This is a genomic window from Bradyrhizobium sp. JR3.5, from assembly GCF_054057015.1.
In genome coordinates this window covers 389,967-410,559 of sequence record NZ_JBSRYV010000002.1, presented here as the reverse complement: position 1 = coordinate 410,559, position 20,593 = coordinate 389,967, and the positions used below count along the sequence as shown (strand labels likewise).

At 65.1% G+C, this 20,593-nt stretch carries 16 protein-coding genes and 4 pseudogenes; 9 read left to right on the top strand and 11 right to left on the bottom strand.

Features of this window, described 5'->3' with window-relative positions; all coding sequences use genetic code 11:
- Positions 1-7 precede the first annotated feature (7 nt).
- On the top strand, positions 8-1,957 hold the full coding sequence (locus ACVWW1_RS18495) for a molybdopterin biosynthesis protein (protein ID WP_456656951.1): 1,950 nt from the start codon (positions 8-10) through the stop codon (positions 1,955-1,957).
- 354 nt (positions 1,958-2,311) lie between these two features.
- Here the strand turns inward: ACVWW1_RS18495 and ACVWW1_RS18490 are convergent, their stop codons facing one another.
- Both ACVWW1_RS18490 and ACVWW1_RS18485 read right to left on the bottom strand, forming a co-directional pair.
- On the bottom strand, positions 2,312-2,647 hold the full coding sequence (locus tag ACVWW1_RS18490) for a hypothetical protein (RefSeq protein ID WP_224943467.1): 336 nt from the start codon (positions 2,645-2,647) through the stop codon (positions 2,312-2,314).
- 139 nt (positions 2,648-2,786) lie between these two features.
- Positions 2,787-5,348 carry a fused MFS/spermidine synthase gene (locus ACVWW1_RS18485; protein WP_456656950.1) on the bottom strand — a complete coding sequence of 854 codons (2,562 nt, stop codon included), beginning with the start codon at positions 5,346-5,348 and terminating at the stop codon, positions 2,787-2,789.
- A 232-nt stretch (positions 5,349-5,580) separates the two neighbouring features.
- Here ACVWW1_RS18485 and mobB point away from each other — a divergent pair.
- From mobB to ACVWW1_RS18465, 4 genes and pseudogenes are all read left to right on the top strand, one after another.
- Positions 5,581-6,109: pseudogene (gene mobB, locus ACVWW1_RS18480) on the top strand (molybdopterin-guanine dinucleotide biosynthesis protein B).
- A 56-nt stretch (positions 6,110-6,165) separates the two neighbouring features.
- Positions 6,166-6,435: a sulfurtransferase TusA family protein gene (locus ACVWW1_RS18475; protein WP_176529662.1), complete on the top strand. Its 270-nt coding sequence runs from the start codon at positions 6,166-6,168 to the stop codon at positions 6,433-6,435.
- A 323-nt stretch (positions 6,436-6,758) separates the two neighbouring features.
- Positions 6,759-8,412 (top strand): annotated as a pseudogene (locus tag ACVWW1_RS18470) (OFA family MFS transporter).
- 89 nt (positions 8,413-8,501) lie between these two features.
- Positions 8,502-8,780 carry a hypothetical protein gene (locus tag ACVWW1_RS18465; RefSeq protein WP_456656949.1) on the top strand — a complete coding sequence of 93 codons (279 nt, stop codon included), beginning with the start codon at positions 8,502-8,504 and terminating at the stop codon, positions 8,778-8,780.
- Positions 8,781-9,135: 355 nt separating this feature from the next.
- On the opposite strand, the gene lon is transcribed toward ACVWW1_RS18465, so the two are convergent.
- The 3 genes from lon to corA form a co-directional block, all read right to left on the bottom strand.
- Complete coding sequence (gene lon / locus ACVWW1_RS18460) at positions 9,136-11,511, bottom strand: endopeptidase La (protein WP_456656948.1); 2,376 nt, start codon at positions 11,509-11,511, stop codon at positions 9,136-9,138.
- 11 nt (positions 11,512-11,522) lie between these two features.
- The gene (locus ACVWW1_RS18455; RefSeq protein ID WP_176529666.1) at positions 11,523-11,930 is read right to left on the bottom strand and encodes an Hsp20/alpha crystallin family protein; all 408 of its coding nucleotides are present in this window, start codon (positions 11,928-11,930) and stop codon (positions 11,523-11,525) included.
- A 167-nt stretch (positions 11,931-12,097) separates the two neighbouring features.
- Entirely contained in the window at positions 12,098-13,114 is a 1,017-nt protein-coding gene (gene corA, locus ACVWW1_RS18450) for a magnesium/cobalt transporter CorA (RefSeq protein WP_207832064.1), read from the bottom strand.
- A 265-nt stretch (positions 13,115-13,379) separates the two neighbouring features.
- Here corA and ACVWW1_RS18445 point away from each other — a divergent pair, with 265 nt between their 5' ends.
- Positions 13,380-13,655, top strand: coding sequence for a hypothetical protein (locus ACVWW1_RS18445; RefSeq protein WP_092116213.1), 276 nt, complete (start codon positions 13,380-13,382; stop codon positions 13,653-13,655).
- A gap of 1 nt (position 13,656) precedes the next feature.
- Positions 13,657-13,821 carry a hypothetical protein gene (locus ACVWW1_RS18440; RefSeq protein WP_171947520.1) on the top strand — a complete coding sequence of 55 codons (165 nt, stop codon included), beginning with the start codon at positions 13,657-13,659 and terminating at the stop codon, positions 13,819-13,821.
- A gap of 9 nt (positions 13,822-13,830) precedes the next feature.
- On the opposite strand, the gene ACVWW1_RS18435 is transcribed toward ACVWW1_RS18440, so the two are convergent.
- From ACVWW1_RS18435 to ACVWW1_RS18410, 6 genes and pseudogenes are all read right to left on the bottom strand, one after another.
- The gene (locus tag ACVWW1_RS18435) at positions 13,831-14,592 is read right to left on the bottom strand and encodes a slipin family protein (protein ID WP_456656947.1); all 762 of its coding nucleotides are present in this window, start codon (positions 14,590-14,592) and stop codon (positions 13,831-13,833) included.
- Positions 14,589-15,986, bottom strand: coding sequence for an NfeD family protein (locus ACVWW1_RS18430; protein WP_456656946.1), 1,398 nt, complete (start codon positions 15,984-15,986; stop codon positions 14,589-14,591). The genes ACVWW1_RS18435 and ACVWW1_RS18430 overlap by 4 nt, the downstream gene beginning before the upstream one ends.
- Positions 15,987-16,109: 123 nt before the next feature.
- Positions 16,110-17,039, bottom strand: coding sequence for a 4-hydroxy-tetrahydrodipicolinate synthase (dapA, locus tag ACVWW1_RS18425; RefSeq protein ID WP_456656945.1), 930 nt, complete (start codon positions 17,037-17,039; stop codon positions 16,110-16,112).
- Between the two features lie 52 nt (positions 17,040-17,091).
- Positions 17,092-17,304, bottom strand: a pseudogene (locus ACVWW1_RS18420) (hypothetical protein); the annotation flags it as partial.
- Positions 17,305-17,418: 114 nt separating this feature from the next.
- Complete coding sequence (locus ACVWW1_RS18415; protein WP_456656944.1) at positions 17,419-17,694, bottom strand: hypothetical protein; 276 nt, start codon at positions 17,692-17,694, stop codon at positions 17,419-17,421.
- 13 nt (positions 17,695-17,707) lie between these two features.
- Positions 17,708-18,172, bottom strand: coding sequence for a hypothetical protein (locus tag ACVWW1_RS18410; RefSeq protein WP_456656943.1), 465 nt, complete (start codon positions 18,170-18,172; stop codon positions 17,708-17,710).
- 490 nt (positions 18,173-18,662) lie between these two features.
- Here ACVWW1_RS18410 and ACVWW1_RS18405 point away from each other — a divergent pair, with 490 nt between their 5' ends.
- On the top strand, positions 18,663-18,752 hold the full coding sequence (locus tag ACVWW1_RS18405; RefSeq protein ID WP_456656942.1) for a K(+)-transporting ATPase subunit F: 90 nt from the start codon (positions 18,663-18,665) through the stop codon (positions 18,750-18,752).
- Positions 18,753-18,871: 119 nt separating this feature from the next.
- A pseudogene (gene kdpA, locus ACVWW1_RS18400) lies at positions 18,872-20,576 on the top strand (potassium-transporting ATPase subunit KdpA).
- Positions 20,577-20,593 lie beyond the last annotated feature (17 nt).

Here is a 20,593-nt window from a genome sequence, read left to right as displayed (position 1 = left end):
TCCCGAGATGACCAACACGTTCACGCCGAAACCCAACCCGTCCGTCGAGCAGGATCAGTTCCTGACCATCCTGTCCCGCGAGGAGGCGATCGCGCGCTTCGAGGCGGCGATGTTCCCGCGGCAATTGCCGTCCGAGACGCGGCTGCTCGCTGACGCGCTCGGGCGTGCGCTGGCGGAGGACGTGGTGGCGCCGATCGACGTGCCGCCGTTCGATCGCTCCAATGTCGACGGCTTTGCGGTGCGCTCCGCCGATCTTGCGTCCGCCGGCGAAGCCACGCCGGCGCAACTCGTGCTGAACGACGAGATCATTTCGTGCGGCACCGCGCCGACCCGGCCGGTGCTGCCGGGCACCGCGACCGCGATTGCGACCGGCGGTCCGGTGCCGCGCGGCGCCGATGCGATCGTGATGGTCGAGCACACCCAACCCGCCGGCAATGGCGCCATCGAGGTCCGCCGCGCGGCGTCGCCCGGGCAGTTCGTGTCCTATGCCGGCTCTGACATCGCGCGCGGCGAGGCGCTTTTGCGCGCGGGAACGATGATCCGGTCGCGCGAGATCGGCATGCTCGCGGCCTGTGGCATTGCCGACGTTCAGGTGGTGCGCCGTCCGCGCGTTGCGATCCTCTCCACTGGCGATGAACTGGTGCAGCCGGGTGAGACGCTGCGGCCGGCCGCGATCTACGACACCAATGGCGCGATCGTCACCGCGGCGATTGCCGAGAACGGCGGTGATGCGGCGTTCCTCGGCGCGATCGCGGACAATGAGGCGATGCTCGAAGCTGCGATGCGCAAGGCGCTGGCGGACAGCGACATGCTGGTGCTGTCGGGCGGCACCTCCAAGGGCGCAGGCGACGTCTCGCACCGGATCATCACAAGGCTCGGCAAGCCCGGCATCATCGCGCATGGCGTGGCGCTGAAGCCAGGCAAGCCGCTGTGCCTTGCGGTCTGCGACGGCAAGCCGGTGATCATCCTGCCGGGCTTTCCGACCTCGGCGATGTTCACCTTCCACGACATGATCGTGCCGGTGCTGCGGCGGATGGCCGGCCTGCCGCCGCGCTCGGATGCCAGGGTGGCGGCGAAAGTGCCGGTGCGGATCGCCTCCGAGCTCGGACGTACCGAGTTCGTGATGGTGTCGTTGGTCGAAGGCGCCGACGGCCTGATCGCCTATCCCAGCGGCAAGGGCTCGGGCGCGATCACCTCGTTCGCCCAGGCCGACGGCTTCTTGAAGATCGAGGCGCTCGCCGACCAACTGCCGGCCGGCAGCGAGGCCGAGGTGACGCTATTCACGCCGCATGTGCGGGTGCCCGATCTCGTCATTGTCGGCAGTCATTGCACCGGGCTCGATCTCGTCACCGCACCGCTGGCGCAGGCCGGCCTTGTGGTGCGTTCGATCGCGGTCGGCAGCCTCGGCGGACTCGCCGCCGCCAAGCGCGGCGAATGCGATCTCGCCCCCATCCATCTGTTCCACGACAAGACCGAGACCTACAACACGCCGTATCTGGCCGACGGCCTCGAGCTCGTGCCGGGCTGGCGGCGCATGCAGGGCATCGTGTTCCGCAAGGACGACACGCGCTTTGCCGGCCTGAGCGCAGAAGAGGCGGTGCGCGCCGCGCTCGCCGATCCCGCCTGCATCATGGTCAACCGCAACCAGGGCGCCGGCACGCGTATCCTGATCGATCGCCTGCTGGCAGGCAGCCGGCCCGACGGCTACTGGAATCAGCCGCGCTCGCATAATGCGGTTGCGGCCGCGGTGGCGCAGCATCGCGCCGACTGGGGCATGACCATCGCCCCGGTCGCCCGTGCGTCCGGGCTCGGTTTTATTCCGCTTGCCGAAGAGCACTACGACTTCGCGCTGGTGACGGCGCGCAAGCAGCGGCCGGCGGTACAGGCCTTTCTCGACGCGCTGGCATCGGACGAGGGCCGCGCCGCGTTGACGGCGGCAGGGTTCAGGCCGGCGTAGCGGCGATTGTTGGCGTCTGCATGGTAGATTCAAGAACGCTGCAGACATCACCGCAGACATCACCGCTGTCGTCCCGGCGAAGGCCGGGACGACAGTGAATGTGTGGCGCGGCCGCGGAGTCATGGACTCGCATTCTCGCGACATGATTTGTCCGAGTTTTGCTTCTTGCTTCGCCCTCTCGCTTGGCAGAGGGCGCAGGGAAAGCCGGGTGCCGATCGCACCCATGGGCCCCGTGCAAAGGTAGAAAGCACGGGGGTAGGACCACAGGTGTAACCGGAAACAACCCGGCTTTCCCTGCACGATGGCCCCGTCGGGTTGTTTTGCCGCAGGTCTCGGTGCGACTGCGGATCCGGCTCAGTGCCGCATGGCCGTCTCAACGAACTCCAGCACGGAGCGGGGGACCTCATCGTATTCGACGAAGCGGCGCCGAAGCTCGTCGGCAATATCGGTCGTGACGTCGCGCGACCATCCTTCGCTGGTATTGAAGGCCACGATGCGGACCGGATGGCTGTAATGGTCATCCAGCAGGCGGCGGATCAACGTTTTCCGGTCGCTGCCTTCTTCATCGGTTTCGCACCAGGCGCGGCCAAGCCGGCCAAAATCGTTCAGCACCAGATAGGTGTCGTGGTCGATTTGGTGCGGCACGATCGAAGGTGAGCGAGGCATGGCTGGTGCTCCGGCACCGCACATTATCGTGTTCCGGTCGCCCCGTGCATTGGAAACTTCGAGGTATATCCGCTGGATAGTCGGATGGCGCGTGGCGTGATCGATCCTGGGGACGCCCGGCGACGGCACCGGCTTCCAGTGGCCCTCTTAGGAGGCTGCCCGATCACTCGCGCAGCTTGCGGTCCAGGAAGCCGACATAGGAATTGTCCGGGTCCAGCTTGACGGCCAGGCGAAGCGCGGCACGGGCGGCGGACTTGTCACCCTCAGCCGTGGCTTGGTGCTCATCCAGAATCGCATTGGCCACCGTGCGCGCGGTGTCGAGACGGGCCTCGTCGATGGATTTGTCGGCAAGATAAGTTTCCACGGGCTCGCGGAGGCGCTTCAGTTCGTCCACGCCGACCGAACTCAGCGGATACCAGTTGTAATATTCGAGACGCGGCCGATCATCCGTGAGGCTCGGCACATCCCTGACAAAGGCCGCGAGCTTTTCATCAGCGGCGATGAACGTCGCCAGGAAATCCTCGGGCGAGCGCAGGCCGTTGGCTGTCAGGTCTTCAGCCACTCCAGGCTCCGACATGCGCGTGGCGAGCACGCGAGGATCGATTTTCAGCGGTTCATCGGAGGCGATGGCCACGCCTTCCATTCTGGACGGCAACCACAGGGAGACGTGCTTGAACTGGCCCATCATCGCCTTGAGGATCATCTTCGGAAGAATGCCGCGGTTGAAATCCAGCGGCACCCATTGCGCGAGAACGGCGCCGGGGCGCATCTTCTGCTTTGCCAGCGCATAGAATTCCTCTGTGTAGAGGTTGATGACGCCGGCGTCATGGGGCGGCGGGGGCTCGAGGGTGATGACGTCGAATGTCTCGTTTGTCCCCAGCAGGAAATGGCGCCCGTCCGCGACGATCTGATGGACCTTGGGATTTTGATAGAACTGCTTGTTGATCGGCACGAAGCGGGGCGCAAACTCGAAAACCGTCGAGGCCAGATCGACCGCGTCGATGGATTGTAATTCCTGATGGGTGCTGACCGCACCCACGGTGGTGCCGGTCCCGATGCAAATCACGACCGCCGTTTCAACCGGGCCCGGGTGCAGCAGAATGGGATAGTGCCCCATCGCGGCCATGTAGCGTCGGCCCTCCGGACGGTTGTTGGCATAGCTCTTCGAATTCACCACCAATTGCTGATAAGTGCCCGCCGCCTTCTCGCGATACTCGACCACCGCAAATGTTGCTTGTTTGGTCTCGCGCAGCTCGAGGACATTGCCGCCTTCGATCGCGGTCAGGACCCGTTCCAGATAGTGTGGGGTGAAGAGCAGGAGCGCTGCAGCGATGATGCTTGCGGCGACTGCCCCTTGCCGCCACAGGCTCCTCTCCCTCAGAAGACCCGGTTGCGATACGGTCGTCGCGACAAAGAGCAGGACGTTCAGAACGATCAGGGCGGTGAGCGCCCCCTGGCTGCCTAGATAGGGGATCAGAAGAAACCCTGCCGACAGGGAGCCCACCACGCCGCCAATCGTGTTCAAGGCGTAGAGCGTGCCGATTCGACGGCCCAGCGCGCTCATCTGCGTCACCGTCAGTTCGCTGGCCAGGGGAAAACTGATGCCGATCAGCGTGGTCGGCAGCAACAGGGCAACGGCACAGATCAGGAAGAATGAAACATCACCTCCCAAGAGCTCCTGCGCCGGGACTGGAACCAGGCCCGATACGATGGGGGACAGCACGGCTTCCACGCTGCGCGCCTTGCCGAGGATTCCGACGGTCAGCGTGGCCGCAACCGCGATGAGCAGCTGTGTTACGGCGAAGTATCGCAGCAGTTGATCCTTGCGGGGTGCGAGCACCCTCGCGCAGATCAGGGCGCCGATCACCAAGCCCAGCAGGTAAACGCCGAGCATGCCGGAGAAGGCGTAAACGCTCGAGGTGCTGACATTGGTCAGGAAGCGGAACCAGACGACTTCATAGGCGATGGACACGAAGCCGGAGCACGCGAAGATCGCGATGAGGATGGACGTCCCGCGATGCCCCGGCCCGGCGGTTTGCACCGGCGCTTCCGCCGTGACCGGCGACAGCGGGCTTGCGCCGCGCGCGAGGAGCAGGGCGACGCCGCCGACGCAGACATACAGGCCTGCTGCGACCAGGCTCGATCCGGTGATCCCCCAGAAGCCCATCAGGACAAAGCCGACAGCCAGGGTGCCGATCGCGGCGCCCAGGGTGTTGAACCCGTAGAGCAGGCCGATGCGATTGGCCAGGTCGGTTTGCGAGCGGGTCAGGAATTTCACGAGGAAGGGCAGGGTTGCGCCCATCAGCATCGTCGGCAGCGACAGGATGGCGAGCGACAGCGCGACCATGAGCGGCAACCGGAATGGAGACTCCAGGTCCAACATGGGCGACAGCCAGCCCACCCATGTCGACCAGTGCGACAGGAACGCGGTCACCGCCAGGGAAACGACCGCGAGCGCAAGTTCGAGAAAGCCGTAGATTTTCAGGGGGCGGCTGACGGTGTCGGCGATCCGGCCCCCGAAAGCGCTGCCCAGGGAGAGACCGAAAAAGAAGCTCGCCACCGTAACGCTTACGGAGACGGTCGCGCTTCCCAGCACGAATTGCAGTTGCTTGAACCAGAGAACCTGGAGGATCAGGGATGCCGCGCCCGATGCCAGGAAGATCGCCGTGACCAGAACCCTGTTCTTCAGGCTTATGGCGTCTCTAACACCATCACGATTGGGCACTGGACAGGCCTCCCATTGATCGGGAGAACTGGTACGGCAAATGCCGTTAATATTGCCCTTATGGGGCGGCCCGGTCGCGTCCGCGCTGCCGCGGGCGCAGCTGCTCCAGGGGTTTCCGAAGGTGATCCTCTTGGGGGCCTGATCGATCGCCAGCCGCCGGCGGGGCTGGCATGACATTGCGTCAAGGCTGATATAAGCAGCATTGGACGTTATATGTCTGCGGAGATTGCGCATGAAAGTGATAGGCCTCGCGGGCTGGAGCGGTGCCGGCAAGACCACGCTGTTGTCGCGGGTGATTCCCTATCTGCTGGGCCGGGCCTTGCGCGTCTCCGTGATCAAGCACGCCCATCACGAATTCGATGTCGACATTCCCGGCAAGGACTCCTGGGTGCACCGGCAGGCCGGCGCGACCGAGGTGCTGGTGTCCTCGACGCGGCGCTGGGCGCTGATGCACGAGCTGCGCGGCGCCAGCGAGCCGCGGCTGCCGGAACTGCTCGCCAAGATGGCGCAGGTCGATCTGGTCGTGGTCGAGGGCTTCAAGCGCGAGCCGGTCAACAAGATCGAGGTGTATCGCGCTGCCAACGGCAAGCCGCTGCTGTTTCCGGACGACCCGCGCGTGGTCGGGATCGCCAGCGACGTCGCGATCGAAACCAGGCTGCCGGTCGCGCATCTCGACGACATCGAGGACGTCGCCGAATTGATGCTGCGCTCCCGCCATTCCGGTCGACGATGTGCTGGCTTCGGCCGAGGCGGAAAGCTGACAGGGCGAGAAGGTGCCGCCGTTGACGATGCTTGACGGCTTCGCCATGGTCGAACCATGACCACGACGAAGCTCGATCTCACCGGCCTGAAATGCCCGCTGCCCGCGCTGAAGACGCGCAAGGCCCTGAAGAGCGTGACGGCGGGAGATTTCCTCGAAGTGCACTGCACCGATCCGCTTTCGGTGATCGATATTCCGGCCCTTATCCAGGAGACCGGCGACAAGGTCGAGATCACCGAGCGAAGCGACGTCCGGATCGTTTTCCTGATCGAGAAGGCGAATGGAATGATAGAGAATTCAAATGCTGCAGCGCCGCGTACGCGCTAGATCCGGCTTGATATCTACCTTTTGCCTATCGACACCTATTTTCCATTCTGCGCGAATTGATAATCTCCGCCGGGTTGCGGAGATGCAGCTGTGCCCGGATGTGGGCACATCGGCGGACGACGGCGGGCCTGCGTCCAGATCAGGGACGGCACGGGTGGGCATATCCGGTCGTATTGGGGGTTAGCATTTGCGGAATGCGCGTGGTTGGTCCCGGCGCATCGAGGAAATGTGCGGAGCAGTCGCCTGACGGTGGCCGCAAAGGGCTGAGACGGGATCGAAGACGCAGATGCGCCGACGTAATGGCGCCTGCAGGGGAGGTGTCAATGACCACAGTGAGCAGCGCCGCACGCGTATCCGCGGCAGGCGCAGGTTTCCTCGACAAGGAACACACGATCGCGACCGCCGGCTTCAACCGCTGGCTGGTGCCGCCGGCGGCGCTGTGCATCCATCTGTGCATCGGCATGGCCTATGGCTTCTCGGTGTTCTGGCTGCCGCTGTCGCGGGCGATCGGGCTGACCGCGCCGAAGGCGTGCCCCGATATCTCGCTGGTCCAGGAATTGTTCACGACGACTTGCGACTGGAGGGTCGCGAGCCTGGGGTGGATGTACACTCTGTTCTTCGTGTTGCTCGGCGTCTCCGCCGCGATCTGGGGCGGCTGGCTCGAGAAGGTCGGTCCGCGCAAGGCAGGCTTCGTCGCGGCGTTGTGCTGGGCCGGCGGTCTCGTGATCGGCGCGCTAGGCGTCTACACGCACCAGCTCTGGCTGATGTGGCTCGGCTCCGGCGTGATCGGCGGCGTCGGTCTCGGCCTCGGCTACATCTCGCCGGTGTCGACGCTGGTCAAGTGGTTCCCCGACCGCCGCGGTATGGCGACCGGCATGGCCATCATGGGCTTCGGCGGCGGCGCCATGATCGGCGCGCCGCTCGCGGACAGACTGATGAATTATTTCAAGACCCCGACCTCGGTCGGTGTCTGGGAAACCTTCCTCGTCATGGGTGCGATCTACTTCGTCTTCATGATGATCGGCGCCTTCCGCTATCGCCTGCCGCCGAGCGGCTGGCAGCCGGACGGCTGGACACCGCCCTCCAAGACCAACGCGATGATCTCGACCAAGAACGTTCATCTCGACAATGCGCACAAGACGCCGCAATTCTGGCTGATCTGGTGGGTGCTGTGCTTGAACGTGTCGGCGGGTATCGGCGTCATCGGCATGGCCTCGCCGATGCTGCAGGAGATCTTCGCCGGCAAGCTGATCGGGCTGCCCAATGTCGGCTTCAACGCGCTCGACGCGTCGCAGAAGGCGCAGATCGCGGCGATCGCTGCCGGCTTCGCCGGCCTGCTGTCGCTGTTCAACATCGGCGGCCGCTTCTTCTGGGCCTCGCTGTCGGACAAGATCGGCCGCAAGAACACCTATTACACGTTCTTCGTGCTCGGCATCGTGCTCTACGCGCTGGCGCCGACCTTCGCAGCGATGGGCTCGAAGCTCTTGTTCGTGCTCGGTTTCGGCATCATCCTGTCGATGTATGGCGGTGGCTTCGCCACCGTGCCGGCCTATCTCGCCGACATGTTCGGCACCCAGTTCGTCGGCGCGATCCATGGCCGTCTGCTGACGGCGTGGTCGACCGCGAGGCATCATCGGTCCGGTCGTGGTGAACTACCTTCGCGAATTCCAGCTCGCCGCCGGCGTGCCGCGCGACCAGCTCTACAACACCACGATGTACATCCTGTGCGGCATGCTGATCGCCGGCTTCATCTGCAACTATCTGATCAAGCCGGTCGATCCGAAGTGGCACATGAGCGACGCCGAGGTGGCCAAGCTGCAGGCGGCGACGGCGACCGGCGGCAACGGCGCGACCGGATCGTTCGGCATCGGCAAGGGCGGTCTGGACGGCAGGGCGGCGCTGTTCTGGCTGTTCGTCGGCATTCCGCTGGCTTGGGGCATTTACATGACGCTGCTCAGCGCGGTCAAAATCCTCTGATTGCGACCATCATCGCCGCGGGCCGCCGATTCCCGGCGCCCGCGGCATTCGCTCTATTCCTTGAACAGAAATCGGATTGGGGGATTTCAATGTTTCGCACCCGGATTTGCCTTGCCGCCGCGCTGCTCGCCGTAGGGCTTCATGCTGCGTCAGCCCAGACCGCGGCGCCGACCGCGCCGGCACCAGCCGCCACCACCACGGCCAAGCCGTCGAAGATCAAGCTGACGATGGAGAAATTGAAGGCCATGAAGGAGCAGTGGCGCGCCAACAAGCCCAAGCTCAAGGCCTGCCGCAAAGAGGTAAAGCAGAAGGGACTGACCGGCGATGATCGCTGGTTCTATATCTCGGACTGCATGGCCAAGACCTGAGAACAAGACCTGAGAACCGGCTGCCCCGATTTGAAGGTGTTGAGCGTTAAGTTGAGAGAGCCCGCCGTGCGGCACCCCTCTCCCTAACCCTCCCCCGCAAGGGGGGAGGGAACCCTTCCGCCGGTGACTCCCTTACACGCGCGCACATCAGCGGCCGTCGAAAACAAGGTTGGTGCTCATAACGCTTCGTATGCGTTGTCGAGCAATGCACTTCCAAGCATCGTCCGTGCTCGTCCGGCGCAGCGTGAGGTGAGCACGCTCGTCAGGCTCCCTCCCCCCTTGCGGGGGAGGGTCGGGGAGAGGGGTAAGCCCAGGGCGAGATGATCGGCATGGAGCTTCATCCCACCGCCAGCGGTCACTCCGCTGCGGCCGGTGTCGCCTTGGCGGGCTCCAGCGCCGCGGCGATCGCCTCGTCGACGCGCTCCAGCCAGATGAACTCGAGCTTGGCGCGGGCGCCGGCGGGGATGTCGTCGTAGTCGCGCCTGTTGCGTGCCGGCAGCATCACCCGGGTCAGGCCGGCGGCCGCGGCGGCGACCACCTTCTCCTTGATGCCGCCGACCGGCAGCACGAGGCCGCGCAGCGAGATCTCGCCGGTCATCGCGGTGTCGCTGCGCACGGTGCGATCGGTCAGGAGCGAGGTGAGGGCGGTGAACATCGCAACGCCCGCGCTCGGGCCGTCCTTCGGCGTCGCGCCGGCGGGAACGTGGACGTGGATGTCGCTCTTCTCGAACACACTGGGGTCGATGCCGAGCTGGGAGGCTCGGCTCTTCACCAGTGTCAGCGCGGCCTGCACGCTCTCGCGCATGACGTCGCCGAGCTGTCCGGTGATCATCAGCGCGCCGCGGCCCGGCGTGCGCGAGGCCTCGATGAACAGGATGTCGCCGCCGACCGGCGTCCAGGCGAGCCCGGTTGCGACGCCCGGAATGCTGGTGCGCATCGCGATCTCGTTCTCGAACCTGGGCTGGCCGAGCAGCGACACGATGTCCTTCGGTGCGATGGTGACATGGCTGGTGCTGCCATCGGCGATCTGCACCGCGACGTTGCGCAGCACCTTGCCGATCTCGCGCTCCAGATTGCGGACGCCGGCCTCGCGGGTGTAGCTCTTGATGATCAGCCGCAGCGCGTCCGGATCGATCTCGACCTGCTCGGCCTTGATCCCGTTGGCCTCGAGCTGGCGGCGCAACAGATAGCGCTTGGCGATCTCGAGCTTCTCGTCCTCGGTGTAGCCGGGGAGGCTGATCAGTTCCATGCGGTCGAGCAGCGGACCGGGGACGCCGTCGAGCATGTTGGCGGTGGCGATGAAGACGACGCGCGAGAGGTCGAACGGCACGCCGAGGTAATTGTCGCGGAAGGTGCCGTTCTGCTCGGGGTCGAGCACTTCGAGCATCGCAGCCGACGGATCGCCCTGGATGCCGCGGCCCATCTTGTCGATCTCGTCCAGCATCATCACGCAATTGCGCGCGCCGGCCTTCTTGATCGCCTGGATGATGTTGCCCGGCAGCGCGCCGATATAGGTGCGACGGTGGCCGCGGATCTCGGCCTCGTCATGTACGCCACCAAGGCTGACACGGACGAACGGCCGCGACATCGCGCGTGCGATCGATTGCCCGAGCGAGGTCTTGCCGACGCCGGGTGGCCCTAGGAAGCAGAGGATCGGCGCCTTGCCGCCGGGCGCGAGCTTGCGCACCGCGAGATATTCGATGATGCGGCTCTTGATCTTCTCCAGGCCATAGTGGTCCTGGTCGAGGATCTTGCGCGCTTCGGCGATGTCGATCGGCTTCTCCTCCGGAAGGCTCCAGGGCAGGTCGATCAGCCAGTCGAGATAGCTGCGCACCATGCCGGATTCGGCGGCCGCCTCCGGCATCCGCTCGTAGCGGCGCAGTTCCTTCTGCGCCTGGCTCTCGGCCTCCGGCGGCATCTTGGCGTCCGCAATTGCCTTGGTCAGCTCGGCGACCTCGGCGGCCTTGCCGTCGCCCTCGCCGAGCTGGCGCTGGATGGTCGCCATCTGCTCGCGCAGGATCGCTTCGCGCTGCCGCTCGTCGAACACCGCCTTGGTCTTCTGCCCGATCTCCTGGCTCAGCCTGAGCACCTCGATGCGCTCGGCAAGATGCCGCGAGACCTTGTCCATCCGCGCCACGAGATCGACGGTTTCCAGGATGTCCTGCTTTTCCGCCGGCTTGATGTCCATGTAGGAGGTCGCAAGGTCAGCCAGTGTCGCCGGCGAGGTCGCGCCCTGCAGCGCGGCGATCAGCTCGGGCGGCGTCTGCGGCAACAATTGCGCGGCCTCCAGCGCCTGGCGCTGCAGATTGAGGAAGCGCGCCTCGATCTCCGGCGAGGTGGTGGTCGGCTCCGGAATCTGCAGCACGCGGGCCGCCAGGAACGGCGTGCCGGGCAGATAGTCGAGCACGCGCATGCGCTGCACGCCCTGGCAGACCAGGTGATGGCTGTCGTCGGCGCCGGTGATGTAGCGCACGATGTTGGCGATGGTGCCGACGCGGTAGAGCCCGTCGGGGCCGGGATCGTTGGTCTCAGGATCACGCTGCAGCAGGATGCCGATCGGCCGCTGCTCGCGCACCGCCTGCTGGGCCGCGGCAATCGAGGTCGCGCGCGCGATCGTGATCGGGATGATGACGTCCGGAAACAGCACGGTGTTGCGCACCGGGACGATGATCGTTGCGTCGCTCGGGATCGGCGCCGAGTTCGCCGGATTTGAAACGCCTGAAGCAGCCATGTCGAAATCCCTCAGCTCGATTTTCCGAGCCGCAGACCGACGCAGCCATGCGCGGCAAAGCGGCTGATGGTGTAGCGCCCGGTCGGCAGCGCGATGCGGCGCTCGAACCGGCCCTGCGGCAGCTCGAGGCGCAGGATGCGGGCGTTGCGGAGCTCGGCGGGCAGGATGCGGCGGCCCGAGATCACCAGCGTGCCGCCGTCGAGCGCGGCCTCGACCTCGTCGGGATCGACCCCCGGCAGCGCGACGAGGATCAGGATTTCCTCCTCGGTCTCGATCACGTCCATCGGCGGTTCCCAGCTCGGCTCGCTGCCGCCCGCGCGCGGGTGCAAATTGAGGAAGCTCTGGTGCAATCGCTCGGCGCGGGCGAGCGCCTCGATCGCATCCGTCAGCATCCAGTTGGTCTGATCCTTGGGCCGCATGGGCACTCTCCACGTCGTATTGGGAGGCGACGTTACCGGTCTTGCAGCCGACCGTAAACCGCCCCCGGGCGAGGCCGTTCGAGGCTAAAATTGTCCGAAATCCCGCGATTTGCGGCGGCGCGCGATGCGCTGCCCGGACCGGAATGGCTCGATGTTCGGATCGCCGCCTACAGCCAGCCGGAATGCCGGAATCGCCAGAACAGCCCGCCGCATACGACCAGCATCAGGCCCATCACGACGAAATAGCCGTACTCCCATTGCAGCTCCGGGATGTACTTGAAATTCATGCCGTAGATACCGGCGACGGCGGTCGGCACCGCAACGATCGCAAGCCATGAGGCGAGCTTCTTGGAGATCGCCGTTTCCTGCGCCTGACCGACGAGCAGGCTTGCTTCAAACGCAAAGGCGAGCACCTCGCGCAGCGAGTCGATCCGTTCCTGGATCGTGCGGACGTGATCCGTGACGTCGCGGAACAGGGGCCGCATCGTGTCGCGCACCATCGGCAGATCGTCGCGTTCCAGCCTGCGGCAGACCTCCACGAGCGGTCCAATCGCGTTGCGCAGACGCAGCAGATCCCGCCGCAGCAGATAGAGCCGCTCGATCTGCGCCCGCGTCATCGCGCTCGCCAGCACTTCCGCCTCCATCGCCTCGACCTCGTCCTGGATCGTCTCGAGCACCGGCGAGTAGTTGTCGACGATGAAATCGAGGATGGCATAGAGGATGTAGTCCTCGCCGCGGGCAAGCGCGCGCGGGCAGCTCTCGCAGCGCTCCCTGACCCGCGTGTAGGATGTCGAGGCGCCGTGTCGGACCGAGACGATGTATCCCTCGCCGACGAACAGATGCGTCTCGCCGAACGCGATACTTTCGCCGTCGAGCTGCGCGGTGCGGGCCACGATGAACAGCGCATCGCCGTATTGCTCGATCTTCGGCCGCTGATGCGCGTGATCCGCATCTTCGATGGCGAGGTCGTGCAGCTGGAATTGCCGCTGCAAGCTGCTGAGTATTGCCATATCGGGTTCGTGCAGGCCGATCCACACGACGTGATCCGGCCTGTTGCGCCAGTCCGCTGCTTCATCGATCGCGATATTGGCAACGCGTCGTCCCTCGACGTAGACTCCTGCCGCGATGACGCCATCGGAGTGGACGGGCCCGGCGGTTGCGACAGTTGGCGATGCGAGGTTCATGATCTCCACCCTCGACGCGGTTATCGAATCCGCTTGACGACAATTCACGATCAAAAGGCTAGCACCGAATGGGCGCTGGTCAACACGCGCGGGTCCGTCCTGTTCCGACAGTCCCGGGGGCGCCCCGTCACAGCAGACGGCGCGGCCGGTCTTTATACGGCGCCTATGCCGCACCGCGGCGGGTCCTCTCGAATTCCTACGGCCTTCCCAGCATCTTCTGGCGTGACGCGGTGCGTTCGCGCACCGCCTACCAGGAAGGTGGGACATGACCTTGCTCCATGTACACGATGCCCGGCCGCACGGTTCGGCCGGTGCCATGCCGGCGACGCTGCGGCGGACCATCCGGCGGATCGGTCTTGCGTTCAGGACTGTTCACCGCGCCATCGCGGCTGCCAAGATCCATCGGCTGCGCAATGAGCTGTTGCTGCATCGCGGCCACGAGGATTGGGCGCGCAGCCATCTCCATGTCGGCATGCTCGGCGGCGATGCCGAGAAATATCCCCGGGCGCCGGTCGTGCTCGGCGAGAAGTGGGATTACTGAGATGCGCGCCGCTTCATTCATCGCTGCCCTGCTGCGCCGCGCCGCCGAAGGGATGCTGAAATTCCTCGCCTGGATCGGCGAGGAGCCGATCAGCGGCTACCGGCCCGAGGCGCATTATATGCGCGGCCCGGGTCCGGCGTGGCGGGCCAAGCATCACGGGCACTAGCAAACCGGATTACATCGTTCCACCTCGTGGCATCAGGTGATCGAGCAGGTTCATCGGGAGCGGGAAGACCACGGTCGATGAGCGTTCGCCGGCGATATCATGCAGCGCCGCGAAATAGCGGAGCTGCATCGCCTGCGGCTCCTGGGCGAGGATCCGGCCGGCCTCGACGAGCTTCTCGGCGGCCTGCTGCTCGCCCATGGCGTTGATCACCTTGGCGCGCCGCAACCGTTCCGCCTCGGCCTGCTTGGCGATCGCCCGCACCATGGTTTCGTTGAGATCGATATCCTTGATCTCGACCGCGGTGACCTTGATGCCCCAGACGTCGGTCTGCTTGTCGAGGGTTTCCTGGATATCGGCGTTCAATTTGTCGCGTTCCGCCAGCATCTCGTCGAGCTCGTGCTTGCCGAGCACCGAGCGCAGCGTGGTCTGGGCAAGCTGGCTGGTCGCTGCCATGTAGTCGCCGACCTTGATGATGGCGCGCTCGGGGTCGACGATGCGGAAGTAGAGGACGGCGTTGACCTTGACCGAGACGTTGTCGCGGGAAATCACGTCCTGCGGCGGCACCACCTGTACCATCACCCTGAGATCGACCTTCACGATCTGCTGCACGACCGGAATCAGGATGATGAGCCCCGGGCCCTTCACCCCGGTGAAGCGGCCGAGCGTGAAGATGACGCCGCGCTCGTATTCGCGCAGCACGCGCACGGCCTGGGTCAGGAAGATGATGACAAGCAGGACGACCGCCGCATAGGTAAAATAATCAAGCATCATGCTGTACCTCCTTCGCCGGCGGAAGCCGGCGCACGCCGCACCACCAGCGTCAAATCGACGATGTTGGCCACCTCGACCGTCTCTCCGGCCTTGAACGCCTCGGTGCCGCGCGCCTGCCAGCGTTCGCCATTGGTGAAGACGTGACCTGACGTCTCGGACCAGTCGAGCACCTCGGCCGGTAGCCCGCGCATGGCTTGCGCACCTGTCCGCAGTGGACCGTTGCGCGCGCGGCGCAGCGCCCCGAGCACGACCAGAATGAGACCTGCGAACATCGCGGCGACGATGCCGATGAGCGGCCATGACAGGTGGTATCCGGGCGCCTCGATCCGGAACAGCATGGCGGCTCCCAGGACAAAGGCGACGATGCCTCCGAGGCCGATCACGACGGTCGGGTTGAAGGCTTCGATCGCGAGCAGCGCCATCCCGATCAGCATCAAGGCGAAGCCGGCGTAGTTGATCGGTAGCATGTTGAGTGCGTAGAGGCCGAGCAGCAGGCAGATCGTGCCGACAACTCCGGGCGCCACGGCGCCGGGGGACATGAATTCGAAGATCAGGCCGTAGATGCCGACCATCAGGAGAACGAATGCGATGTTGGGGTCGGTAATGACCGCAAGCACGCGCGAGAGCCAGGAGGGCTCGATGGCTTCGATCACGGCATCCTTCGTCGCCAGGCGTTGTGTCTTGCCGCCGGCAAGCTCCACCGTCCGGCCGTCGATCTGCCTGAGCAGGTCGGCCGGATCATGCGCAGTGAATTCGATGACACGGACCTGCAACGCGGCGTTGGCGGAGAGAGTGGCGGCATCGCGGACCGCCTTCTCGGCCCAGTCGGCATTGCGGCCGCGCAGTTCGGCGAGGCTGCGGATGAAGGCGACGGCATCGTTCGTCACCTTCGCCGTCATGGTATCTTTGGTCGTGGACGGGTTGTCGCCGTCCTTCTGGTCCTTGCCGTCCTTGTCCGGGGTGCTGCCCGGCAAACCTGGCATCGGGCCGCCGATCTGCACCGGCGTCGCCGCGCCGATATTGGTGCCGGGCGCCATGGCCGCGAGATGGGTCGCATAGAGAATATAGGTCCCGGCGCTCGCTGCATGGGCGCCGGAGGGAGCAACATAGCCGATGACGGGAACGGGCGAGGCCAGCACGTCGGTGATGATCTCGCGCATGCTGCTGCTGAGACCGCCCGGCGTATTCAGGCGCAGAATGACGATCTCGGCGCGCCGCTCAGCGGCCTTTGCCAGGCCGTCCTTGACGTAGCTGGCCGATGCCGGCCCGATCGCTCCGTCGATTGAAATGGTCAGGGCAGGACGGTTGTTGTCCGCGGCCGTACCGGGACCAATGGAAACAACCAGAGCGACCAGGGCGATCGCCACAACGAGAGCCGCCTTGAAGGTCTGCACGGCAAGCACTCCCTTGCCGTGGATATGGGATGCCGTTCCGGAACCTCAATATGGCGCGGCGTCACGGACGCCGTTCGCTGATCCCATTGTGCATCGCGATGGCTGGCGTCGGGTCGGTAAAGCTCACCGCGCAGCGGCGAGGTACTCGTCGGCAAGCTCAGCCATCGCCTGCGCGAGCTCGGCCTTTGCCGTTGTACCCAGTTGCACGATCGGCAGCCGCGTCACCGGCTGCATGAACCCCAACAGCGCCAGTGCGAATTTCAGGGCGGCGGGATGCTCGCGCTCCAGCAGCGTCGCGAGCGGCACCAGGCGCTGATGCAGCTCGCGCGCCTGATACAGCCGGCCCTCACGCAGGTGCCGGGCCACCGCCACGCACAGATCAGGCGCGACGTTCGAGACCGACGAGATGCAGCCATTACCGCCGGCGGCCATATAGGCGAGCGACACGGTGTCATCGCCGGTCAGCATCCGGAATGTCGCCGGCAGGCGTGGACGCAGGCGCCTGAGGCGGGCGACGTCGCTGCTGCCATCTCGCAGTCCAATGATGCGCGGCGATGCTGCGAGCTCAACCAGCGTCTCGTCGGTGAGGCCTTTCACCGTCCGCGCGGGAATGTCGTGCAGGATCACGGGCAGTGTCGTGGCGGCGGCGACGGCGCGGAAATGCGCCGCCATGCCCCGCGGCATCGGCTTGTTGTAATACGGCACGACCGACATGATGGCGTCGGCGCCGGCCGCTTCCGCCGCGCGCGCGAACGTGACGGCACGATCCGTCGCGTTCGACCCGGCACCGGCGATGATGCGGATCCGCTTGCGCGCGACACTGGCCGCGATGCGAACCAGCTGCGCGCGCTCCGCGGGCTCCAGCGTCGAACTTTCACCCGCGGTCTCGCCGACCACCAGCGCCGAGGCGCCGGCCGCGATCTGACGCTCGCACAGCCGGCCGAACGCATCAGCGTCGATTTCGTCCCGGTGGTTGAAGGGGGTCGGAAGATCGGGGATGAAGCCTGACAGCCACGCCGCCGAATCCGCTTTCGAAGTGACTTTCGCAGTCATGGGAGTGGCTCAGGCCCACGCGGCTTGCGGGGAGGGGCGCGGTTTCGCCGCGCATATCGAGCTCGAACTCGCGCGACAGCTCGACGATCATTTCGGGGTGCTGGCCGTTCTCGAACAGCGCGTATTTGACGGCCTGGGCGCGGTTGACGAACAGGCCGCCATAGAGGCCGTTCTGCTGCTGGGCGACCCACTGGCCGCGGTGATTGCGGCCGATGAAGACAATGGTGGACACAGCGCTACACGAGGGAGGTTCGACGAGTTTCACGGTGATAGTCCTTCAGGTGGAAGTCACGCGTTCAATGTCTGTTTTGCCGGATATGAAATCGAGCGCGGCGGACGGCCGACTTCATAGGAGCGGCATAGGATTTGAGGGGGTGGCTTAGATGTGCTGGACGATTCCGGTGCCGAGCGCGCACAGCGCGACATAGGCGGTCATCTCGTCCCAGTGATTGAGGTTTGCCGCGAACGGCATCTCGCGCTTGACGAGGCCAGCGAGCGCGCAGATCAGCGCCGACATCCAGAGCAGCGTGACGAGGCCCCTGCCGAAGCCTGCGCCCGCGAAGACGGCGAACCCGATCATGATGGCAAGCCGGAAACCGAACCGGACCAGGACCTGGACCGACTGCAGCTGCTGCGGCAGTTGCTTTGCGTTCACCACGGCGCCGCCATCAGCCGATATTGTCGACCAGCATCGGCTCGTAGAGCGAGCTGATGCCGCGACGGACGGTGGGCACGCTGGTGCGGTTCTCGGGTGTCGTGATCCGCTGCGCCTCGACGAAGGCGCTGAGGATCGCGAGCGCAAGATCCGCATGGTGGGCCTCGATCGATTGGTCGAGCCAGTCCGGCAACTCGCGTTCGCGCGACAATGCGCAGTACCACTCGCCCTCGTCATAGACCAGGCGGCGGATCTGCCATTGCGGCAGCTCGAGATCGAGCAGCGCGATCGCGGCATCGGTCCAGGCGCCCGACTGGATCAGGCGCTCGACACGGGAGGTCTTGCCCCTTTGTCCGACCGAGGGAAAGCGCCGGCAGGTCTGGCTGATGATGTCGGCCATGAACTCGGCGGTGACAGCATGGGCATCGCGGAGCCGTTCGCCGAGGTCGGTGGAAGTGGGTTGGGATAGCACGGACATGGCGTCATCTCGTCGAAGATGCGGCCGAAGGTATTGGCCGCAGGCCCAAAATGGCGCGATGGCCATTTGAAAACGAGATGAGGCGAGGGGCGGAGATATAGGGATTCCATAAAGATCATGCGTCGTCCCGGCCTAGTGCGCAATTGCCATAACCACCGAATCTGCTTGTGAGATCAGGCTGGGGCCCCAGCCATCGCAAAACTTGGCCCTGTGGTTATGGGGGTCCCGGCCTTCGCCGGGACGACGGCGGAGAGCATCCGTCGTACTTATAGGATTCCTATAACGTCCTTATGCGTCACATCTCGAAAACCTATGCCCCGGATGGCACCTCACGGTGATCCGGCGCGGAGCGCTTATACGGTCGCCCGCGCCCCTCGGATGCATAGGAGTCTCACATGATGGACATTCTCATGGCGGCGCTCGCGATCGGCTTCTTCGCGGCCGGCATCGGTTATGCCTACGCCTGCGAACGGCTTTAAGGGAGGCGGCGATGATCTTCGATTACTCGCTCGCCGGCCTCGTCTCGCTCAGCCTGCTGTTCTACCTCACCTACGCACTGCTGCGGCCCGAACGCTTCTAGGCGGCCCGCGATGTCAGCGCTTTGCACAATTCTGTTGGCCGACGCGGTGCTGACCGGGCTGTTGCTCGGCGTGTTCGCGTCGCTGCTGCGCTTCGCACCCATTCGAAAGGTTTGACGCAATGACCGTCATCGGTTGGATTCAAATTATTCTGTTCTGCGCGATCGTGGTCGCGCTGGTCAAACCGCTCGGCTGGTACATGACCCGCGTGTTCAACGGCGAGCGCACCTTCCTCTCGCCCGTGCTGCGCCCGGTCGAGCGCGGCATCTACTGGGTCGGCGGCGTCGAGGAGCGGCGCGAGCAGCACTGGCTGACCTATACGGTCGCCATGCTGCTGTTCCATGTCGGCGGCTTCGCTCTCATTTACGGCCTGATGCGGCTACAAGCGGTGCTGCCGTTCAACCCGGCCGGCCAGACGGCGGTTGCGGAGGATCTCTCCTTCAACACCGCGATCTCCTTCATCACCAACACCAACTGGCAGAACTACGGCGGCGAGAGCACGCTGTCCTATCTGGTCCAGATGCTGGGCCTGACCCACCAGAACTTCCTGTCGGCGGCGACCGGCATCGCGCTGGCGATGGCGCTGATCCGCGGCTTCACCCGTTCGTCGATGCGCACGGTCGGCAATTTCTGGGTCGATGTCACGCGCTGCACGCTCTATGTCCTGCTGCCGATCTGCATCGTCTATGCGCTGTTCCTGGTCTCGCAGGGCATGCCGCAGACCCTCGGCGCCTATGTCGATGCCACCACGCTGGAGGGCGGCAAGCAGACCATTGCGCTCGGACCGGTGGCTTCGCAGGTTGCCGATCAAGATGCTCGGCACCAATGGCGGCGGCTTCTTCAACGCCAACGCCGCGCATCCGTTCGAGAATCCGACCGCGCTGTCGAACCTGGTGCAGATGATCTCGATCTTCGCGCTCGGCGCAGCGCTGACCAACGTGTTCGGCCGTATGGTCGGCAACGAGCGCCAGGGCTGGGCGATCCTGGCCGTGATGGGCATCCTGTTCGTCGCCGGCGTCACCGTCACCTATTGGGCGGAAGCCAACGGAACCTCCGCGCTGCAGGCGCTGGGTCTTACCGGCGGGAACATGGAGGGCAAGGAGGTCCGCTTCGGCATCGTCGCGTCCTCGCTGTTCGCCGTCGTCACTACCGCCGCGTCCTGCGGCGCGGTCAACGCCATGCATGACAGCTTCACCGCGCTCGGCGGCATGATCCCGCTGATCAACATGCAGCTCGGCGAAGTCATCATCGGCGGTGTCGGCGCCGGCTTCTACGGCATGCTGCTGTTCGTCGTGCTGGCGATCTTCGTTGCCGGCCTGATGGTCGGCCGCACGCCGGAGTATGTCGGCAAGAAGATCGAGGCGCGCGAGGTCAAGATGGCAATGCTCGCGATCCTGGTGCTGCCGCTGATGTATCTCGGCTGGACCGCGGTCGGCGTGGTGCTGCCGTCGGCGGTGGCCTCGATGGCCAATGCCGGCCCGCACGGCTTCACCGAGGTGCTTTATGCCTACACGTCCTCGACCGGCAACAACGGTTCGGCCTTCGCGGGTCTGTCCGGCAACACGCTGTTCTACAATCTGACGCTTGCGTCTGCGATGTTCGTCGGCCGCTTCTTCATGATCGTGCCGGCGATGGCGATCGCGGGATCGCTGGTCGAGAAGAAGTCGATCCCTGCCTCGGCGGGCACCTTCCCGACCACCGGCGGACTGTTCGTCGGCCTCGTCATCGGCGTGATCCTGATCATCGGCGGCCTGACCTTCTTCCCGGCGCTCGCGCTCGGGCCGATCGTCGAGCACCTCGCCATGAACGCCAACACCCTGTTCTGATCGAATACGTCCGGAGT

Excerpts from the sequence above, each read along its gene's own strand:
- ACVWW1_RS18495 (WP_456656951.1), top strand. The coding sequence starts at position 8 with ATGACCAACACGTTCACGCCGAAACCCAACCCGTCCGTCGAGCAGGAT.
- ACVWW1_RS18490 (WP_224943467.1), bottom strand. The coding sequence starts at position 2,647 with ATGTGCGGTGCCGGAGCACCAGCCATGCCTCGCTCACCTTCGATCGTG.
- ACVWW1_RS18475 (WP_176529662.1), top strand. The coding sequence starts at position 6,166 with ATGACCACGACGAAGCTCGATCTCACCGGCCTGAAATGCCCGCTGCCC.
- ACVWW1_RS18465 (WP_456656949.1), top strand. The coding sequence starts at position 8,502 with ATGTTTCGCACCCGGATTTGCCTTGCCGCCGCGCTGCTCGCCGTAGGG.
- lon (WP_456656948.1), bottom strand. The coding sequence starts at position 11,511 with ATGGCTGCTTCAGGCGTTTCAAATCCGGCGAACTCGGCGCCGATCCCG.
- ACVWW1_RS18455 (WP_176529666.1), bottom strand. The coding sequence starts at position 11,930 with ATGCGGCCCAAGGATCAGACCAACTGGATGCTGACGGATGCGATCGAG.
- corA (WP_207832064.1), bottom strand. The coding sequence starts at position 13,114 with ATGAACCTCGCATCGCCAACTGTCGCAACCGCCGGGCCCGTCCACTCC.
- ACVWW1_RS18445 (WP_092116213.1), top strand. The coding sequence starts at position 13,380 with ATGACCTTGCTCCATGTACACGATGCCCGGCCGCACGGTTCGGCCGGT.
- ACVWW1_RS18440 (WP_171947520.1), top strand. The coding sequence starts at position 13,657 with ATGCGCGCCGCTTCATTCATCGCTGCCCTGCTGCGCCGCGCCGCCGAA.
- ACVWW1_RS18435 (WP_456656947.1), bottom strand. The coding sequence starts at position 14,592 with ATGATGCTTGATTATTTTACCTATGCGGCGGTCGTCCTGCTTGTCATC.
- dapA (WP_456656945.1), bottom strand. The coding sequence starts at position 17,039 with ATGACTGCGAAAGTCACTTCGAAAGCGGATTCGGCGGCGTGGCTGTCA.
- ACVWW1_RS18410 (WP_456656943.1), bottom strand. The coding sequence starts at position 18,172 with ATGTCCGTGCTATCCCAACCCACTTCCACCGACCTCGGCGAACGGCTC.
- ACVWW1_RS18405 (WP_456656942.1), top strand. The coding sequence starts at position 18,663 with ATGATCTTCGATTACTCGCTCGCCGGCCTCGTCTCGCTCAGCCTGCTG.